The organism is Salinarimonas chemoclinalis (assembly GCF_041514305.1).
GTDB classification, from domain to species: domain Bacteria; phylum Pseudomonadota; class Alphaproteobacteria; order Rhizobiales; family Beijerinckiaceae; genus Salinarimonas; species Salinarimonas chemoclinalis.
Window position 1 is genome coordinate 1 of sequence record NZ_JBGMWH010000034.1, and the last position, 6,822, is coordinate 6,822.

Below are 6,822 nucleotides of genomic sequence, written 5' to 3' on the forward strand. Positions count from 1 at the left end.
ACCGAGCCGCCCCGGTGCCCCCGACGCGCGGGCGGTCGCCTCTCGACGGGAGAGGGCGGCGCCGTGCCGGACGTGTCCCGGCACGGCGCTCCGGGCGCCCCGGCTCAGGACAGCGCGCTCGCCCGCTCCGGCCTCGGCAGGACGATCCAAGCGAGCGCCGCCGCGACGGCCCCGCAGGCCGCGATCGCGGCGACCATAGGCAGGGTCGTACCGTCGAAGAACGGCCCGGACGCGACGACGACGATGCCGCCGAGCACCATCTGGAGTGCTCCGCCCAGCGAGGAGGCGAGGCCCGCGATCTCGCCGTGGGGGTCGAGCGCCATCACCATCGTGCTCGGCAGCACCACGCCCAGGCACGCGTTCGCCACGACGAGCAGGCCGACGACGACGGCGAGGCTGGCCAGGCCCGCCCACGCCAGCCCGAGGAGGAGCCCCGAGAACAGGGCGAACCCCGTCGTCCCGCCCAGCACCACGCGGTTCATGCCGAAGCGACGCCCGAGCCCCGCCGCGACCTGCGAGGCGGCGAAGAAGCCCGCCGCGTTCACCGCGAAGGCGATGCTGAACCCGGTCGCGCTCAGCCCGAAGCTCTCGGTGTAGACGAAGGAGGCGCTGGCGACGAAGACGAAGAAGGAGGCGAAGCCGAAGCCGCCGATGAACGTGAGCCCCATGAACCAGCGATCCGAGAGCAGGACCTTGCTCCCATGCAGCAGTCCCGCGAGCGACGCGCGGGTCCGCGCGGCGGGAGGCAGCGTCTCGGGCAGGAGGAACCGGGTGACGAAGAGGCTCGCCACCGCCGCGGCGAGCAGCACGGCGAACACGAGGCGCCAGCCGCCGATCGCGATGACACCGCTCCCCACGAGCGGGGCGAGCATCGGCGAGACGCTGATCACCAGCATCACGAGCGCCATGATCCGCGCCGCGTCCGCGCCCGTCGCCATGTCGCGGATGACGGCGCGCGGGACCACCATCAGCACGGACCCGCCGACGCCCTGCACGAAGCGCGCGGCGATCAGCCAGCCGATCGAGGGCGCGAGCGCGCACAGGGCGCTGCCCAAAGCGAAGACGCACAGCCCGACGATCAGCGGCGCCTGGCGGCCGACCTGGTCCGAGATCGGCCCCCAGACGAGCTGCGAGACGCCGAACGCGAGGAAGTAGGCGATCAGCGTCGCCTGGACCGCGGAGATCGGCGCGTCGAGCTCCGCCGCGACCGCGGGCAGCGCCGGCAGGTACATGTCGATCGCGAAGGGCCCGACGCAGGCGAGCAGTCCGAGGACGGCGGCCAGGCGTGCCGTCGAGATGGGGGCATGAGCGGAGAGCATCGTCGTCTCGTCGAAAGAGGGCAACGGACGTGTATCTACTCCGTGGTGCCCATCGTCGTCGACAACGATTTTCAATTGCCGACTGCCGAGCTGCGTCGCGTCGGGGCTCGGTGCGGCGCGGCACGCGATGTCTCTCTCGTCGTGCCGGGCGCCTACGCCGCCTCCGTGCGGCCGCCGCGCAGGCGGTGCCGAATCTCCTCGGCGGGAACGGGGCGCCCGACGTGGTAGCCCTGCGCCTCCTGGCAGCCGACCTCCCGCACCAGCCGCAGCTGCTCGGACGTCTCGACGCCCTCCGCGGTGATGGTCATCCCGAGGCGCTCGCCCAGGCTGGCGATGGCGCGCACGATCGCGTCCGCCTCCGTGCTCGCGATGCGCTTCACGAACGAGCCGTCGATCTTGAGCTTGTCGAACGGAAAGCGCTCGAGATAGCCCAGCGACGAATAGCCGGTGCCGAAATCGTCCATGGCGAGGCGCACGCCGAGGCGCCGCAGGGCATGGAGCGTGTCGAGGACCGTGGCGCCGTCCATGAGGACGCTCTCCGTGATCTCGAGCTCCAGCCGGTCGACGGGGAGGCGCGACGCCTCCAGCGCCGCGACGACCACCGCCAGGAGGTCGGCGCGGGCGAACTGCACCGCCGAGACGTTCACCGCGATTCGCACCGGCGTGCCCCATCCCGCGGCTTCCCGGCAGGCCGTCTCCAGCACGAAGGCGCCGAGCGGCGCGATGAGCCCGGTCTCCTCCGCGAGCGGGATGAAGCGGGCCGGGGAGATCGCGCCGAGCCGCGGATGCGTCCAGCGGCACAGCGCCTCGACGGCGGTGACGCCGCCGCCGTGCACGTCCACGATCGGCTGGTAGGCGAGCGTGATCTCGCCGCGCTGGATCGCGTGCCGCAGCTCGATCTCGAGCACCTGGCGCTCGATGTTCGCCGCGTCCATCTCCGGCGCGAAGACGCGATGGGTGTTTCGCCCGTCCCCCTTCGCGCGGTAGAGCGCGAGGTCGGCCGCCTTGAGGAGATCGTCGATCGTGCCGCCGTCGCGCGGCGCGTTGGCGATGCCGATGCTGACGCCGATCTCGATCGGCTTGCCCGAGAGCGCGAAGGGCTGCGCGAGCGCCGCGATGATGCGCTGCGCCAGCGCCGCGATGATGCGCTGCGCCAGCGCCGCGCCGCTGGTCTCGTCCCTCGCGCAGCCGGAGGCCTCGGGGCACAGGAGCACGAACTCGTCGCCTCCCACGCGGGCGAGGAAGTCCTCGCCGCGCACCACCTCCCGCAGACGCTCCGCCACGAGTCCCAGCAGCATGTCGCCGGCGGCGTGCCCCATCGTGTCGTTGACCACCTTGAAGCGGTCCAGGTCCAGGCAGAGCACGGAGAAGGGCCGGTCGTGGCGCAGCGCCTCGGCGAGCCGCTCCTTCAGCCGCTCGCGCAGGCTCGCGCGGTTGGGCAGGCCCGTGAGCGAATCGTGGCGCGCCATGCGCGCCAGCTCCGCCTCGGCCGTCTTGCGGGCGGTGACGTCCGTGAAGGTCCGCACGGCGCCCCCTTCCGGCCGCGGCACCGTGCGGATCTCGAGAATCGTCCCGTTCGGGCGCTCCCGCTCGTAGAGCCGCTCCTTGAAGGCCGAGCCGCCGTAGAGTTCCTTGACGCGCTCGGCATCCTCGTCGCGCACGAACTCGTTCCTGGCGAGCTGGTGCGCGTGGAGCTCGGCCACGGTGGGTCGCGACGCGACGAGGTCCTCCGGCAACTCCAGCAGGTCGACGGCGCGCCGATTGTAGACGGAGACCCGCCCGTCCGCGTCGACCATGACGAGCCCCTGGTCCATGTGGTCGAGCGTGGTCTGGAGGAGCGTCGTCTTCTCCTCGAGTTCCCGCGTGCGCGCGGCCACCCGCGCCTCCAGATCGTCCTTGGCCTCGCGCAGGAAGGCGTTGCGACGCGACAGGTGAACCGAGGCGCGTGCCATCACCGAGGCGATCGTCCGGGCCTCGGCGATGCGCACGTCCGGTGCTGCGAGCGGCTGGCCCATGCCCAGCCGCCGCGCCATGGCGGTGAGCTGGGCGAAGGTCCCGGCGATCTCCCGGCAGATCGGCACCGCCACGATCGCCGTGATCGCGAGGACGAGCGCCGCGAGTCCCACGAGGCGCATGCGCCATGCCGCGACCGGCGCATCGAGCGCCGCTTCGTCGACGCCGACGCCCGCGGTCCAGCCGGTGAGATCGGAGCGCTCGTAGGCCCCGAACACGGTGATGCCGAGAAAGCCCGTTCCGCGCCACGTGCCGGCGGGGCTCGTCAGCTCGGAGAACCCCGGCAGGCGACGCCCGACGTGATCGGCGTTGTCGGCGCTGCGCGCGAGCACCGTGCCGTCGCGGTCGGAGATCGAGCCCCAGCGCGGCGTGCCGACGTCCGCCGAGACGACCGTCTCGAGCAGCTTCCGGAGCGGGATTTCCAGCGTCAGCACACGACCCGTATCGGCGCCCGCGTGGACGGGCACCGCGACGGCGACGAACCGCTCTCCCGTCTGCGGCGACGTCAGCAGTCCCGAGACGAACGGCTCGCCGGTCCGCACGACGGCCGCGACGACGCCGCCCTCGTCGATGCTCGACAGCAACGTACCCCAGGGGACGCGCGTGTAGGCGAGGCGCTCGCCAGCCGCGTCGGCGAGCGCGACGTGCCCGCCGAGCTCGCGCCCGACGACCAGCGCCTCGGCGTGGAAGCCCGACAGGTCGTTCGACCGCACCGCCCGCGAGGTCGCCAGGATGCGCAGCCCAGAGAGCGCGTCGGCGACGAGCGCGTCGGCGGCGCGCCGCACGCGGGCCGCCGCATCGAACACGCCGGCCTCCACCTCGGCACGCTCCTTCGTCCCGAGCTCGTACGAGACGACCGCGGCGAAGGCGAGCAGGGGCACCGAGAGCGCGAGGCTCAGGGCGATGAGGTATGCGGAGAAGGTCGGCCGGCCGCGCCGCACCCAGCTTCGGACCATGGATTGCTCCCTTTCCTGGGAGCTTGTGCGCGCAAAGGTGAACCAAACGCTGGACGGGGCGGCCCTCGGCGGACGATCTTCGTCGCCCAAATCGCCGCTTGGTTTTCGGAGAGTGAACGCGTCGCGCCGCCGCGCGGGACTCGGCTGAACCGAATCGCGTCCTCGTCCGACGAACGCGAGAGACGCGAGCGGGATGCGCCCGCCGCGCCGCTCGTCGAAACCCGGCACCACCTCGCGCGTTCGTGACCCGACCTCGTGCGGAGCAGCCCTCGGTGACCCCGTCGCCGCTCCGCCGCCCACCCTCTCGTGCCCGCCCACGTCGTCCCGACGCCGGCAGCGGTGGGGCACGACCATCCCGCTCAGGAGACCCGATCGATGTCCGCAGGTACCGTCCCCGACCGCCGCGCCCTGTCCGCCGCCGCCCCCTCGGTCGGCGGCGATACGCCGTCCTGGCGCGTCGCCGCGCTCGGCTTCACCCTCTCGCTCGGGACCACGGTCGCGCTCGCGTTCGGCCTCGCGGCCCTCTGATCGGCCCGCGGACCGGACCCCGCCGGCTCGGTCTCGCGCCGCATGCGCGTGGGGCGCCCGTACCCCTCCCCTATTCCGCCGCCTCCCGCCCCTCCTCGAAGGGCGGGACGATCGTCATCTGCGGCACCAGCACGAGCCCCATGTCGGTGATGCGGATCTCCGGGATGACCGAGAGCGGGATCAGGTTGAAGCCCATATAGGGGATGGTGCAGCCGGCCTTCGCCCAGACCTCCTTGAGCACCCGCGTCTCCTCGGCCACCTCGGTGACGCGCTTGTCGGAGAGGAGGCCGGCGATGGGCAGCGCGACGAAGGCCTTCACGGCGCCGGCGTCGACCACGCACACGCCGCCCTGCGCCGCGCGCAGCGTGTCGAGGGCGAGGCGCATGTCGGCCTCGTTGGTGCCGGCCACGATGAGGTTGTGCGAATCGTGCCCGACCGAGGAGGCGACGGCGCCGGACTCGAGGCCGAAGTCCTTCAGGAGCCCGTGCGCCACCCGGCTCTCGCCGCCCGAGAGCCCGTGGCGTTCGATCACGGCGACGTGGCAGAGATCGGCGCCGCTCTCGCGGATGATCTCCTCCCAGGTCTCGCCGGAGGCGAGCGTCACCCGCTCGTGCAGGACGACGATGCCCGGCAGGGCCGTGCGCAGGGTGTTGGCCACGCAGGGCGTCGTCGGCGGGGCCGGGACCAGGGGCGGGTCGCCGGCGATCTTCACGGTGGCGTAGGCCGCCTTCGGGTAGACCCAGCGATCCGACAAGGCGGCGTCGAGGACGGGCGTGATCTTGGCGTCCTCGACCACGAGCGTGCCGCCGTACCAGGTGTTGCGCACCTCGAGCGCGTCGTTGAGCAGCACGACGTCCGCCCGGCGACCGCCGCCGAGCGCGCCGATCTCGCCGTCCTGGTGGTAGCGCGTGGCCGGGTGGAGCGAGCCCATGGCCCAGGCCTGCTCGCGGGTCATGCCGGCCTTCCACGCCTGGCGGGCGACCCAGTCCATGCCGAACTGCATCAGGTCGTCGGCGTCGCGGTCGTCCGTGCATACGCACACGCGCTTGTTGGAGGCGCCGAGCTCCGTGATCGTCTTGATCGCCTCGGGCAGCGAATGCCACGGCGTGGTCGGCGGGCCGCCGCGCAGGAAGATCCAGACGCCGGCGTCGAGCAGGTCGTCGGCGATGTCGCGGTCGATCGCCTCGTGCGTGTCGGTGACGCCCGCCGCGGCATAGGCCGCGACGAACTCGCGCCCGTAGATGTGCCCCGACACCGGCCGCCCGCGCGACAGCGCCGCGGCGAGGATCGCGTGCGAGCGCGGATCGCCGTGGGCGACCTGGACGAAGTCCATCTTCTCGCCGAGCGCCACCGCCTCCGGCCAGCGATCGAAGAGCGCGCCGATCTTCTCCGCCGTCAGGTCCCCGCCCGCGGTCTCGAGCTGCGGCGAGGTGGCCGGCACCGTCGAGGGCACGGTGAGGAAGATCGAGAGCGGCGCCTGGCGGGCGTCCTCCAGCATCGCCTCGACGCCGGCGACGTCCATGACGTTGCCGATCTCGTGGCTGTCGCAGAAGATCGTCGTCGTGCCGTTGAGGAGCGCCGCCTCTGCGTAGGCGCAGGCGGTGACCATCGAGGATTCGATGTGGATGTGCGGGTCGACGAGGCCCGGCGCGAGGATGCCGCCGTCGGCGTCGTAGATCTCGGCCGGAGCGTGGGCGAGTTGCGCGTGCGCGCCGTTCGGCACGACCGCGGCGATGCGCCCGCCGGCGATCCAGACCTCCCGCTCGGGCAGGATGCGGTCCGTATAGGTCGACAGCACCCGCGCCCCGCGGATCACGAGATCGGGCGCCGCCCGCCCCGCGGCGACGTCGGCGAGGCGGCGGGTGCTCTGCGCGAGCGGCGGGACGGAGAAGCGGGTGAGGCGGGGGGTCGAGTCGGCCATCGGAGGGCTCCTGCGCGGGACCGCCCGACGGTAGCCGAGGGGGCCCGGGGTGGGAAGCCCGGGGCGCCGACCGCCTCCTCCCCGT

4 protein-coding genes are annotated in these 6,822 nt (G+C 72.9%); 1 reads left to right on the forward strand and 3 read right to left on the reverse strand.

Annotation, left to right across the window (positions count from 1 at the left end; genetic code table 11):
• Positions 1 to 104: 104 nt before the first annotated feature.
• Together AB9M23_RS22480 and AB9M23_RS22485 are read right to left on the reverse strand one after the other, a co-directional pair.
• A complete protein-coding gene (locus AB9M23_RS22480; protein WP_372426938.1) occupies positions 105 to 1,319 on the reverse strand; it encodes a multidrug effflux MFS transporter in 1,215 nt (404 codons plus the stop codon).
• 152 nt (positions 1,320 to 1,471) lie between these two features.
• A complete protein-coding gene (locus AB9M23_RS22485) occupies positions 1,472 to 4,288 on the reverse strand; it encodes a bifunctional diguanylate cyclase/phosphodiesterase (protein ID WP_372426939.1) in 2,817 nt (938 codons plus the stop codon).
• Positions 4,289 to 4,663: 375 nt separating this feature from the next.
• Here AB9M23_RS22485 and AB9M23_RS22490 point away from each other — a divergent pair, with 375 nt between their 5' ends.
• A complete protein-coding gene (locus tag AB9M23_RS22490) occupies positions 4,664 to 4,816 on the forward strand; it encodes a hypothetical protein (protein WP_372426940.1) in 153 nt (50 codons plus the stop codon).
• Between the two features lie 70 nt (positions 4,817 to 4,886).
• On the opposite strand, the gene AB9M23_RS22495 is transcribed toward AB9M23_RS22490, so the two are convergent.
• Entirely contained in the window at positions 4,887 to 6,737 is a 1,851-nt protein-coding gene (locus AB9M23_RS22495) for an adenine deaminase (protein WP_372426942.1), read from the reverse strand.
• Between the last annotated feature and the right edge of the window lie 85 nt (positions 6,738 to 6,822).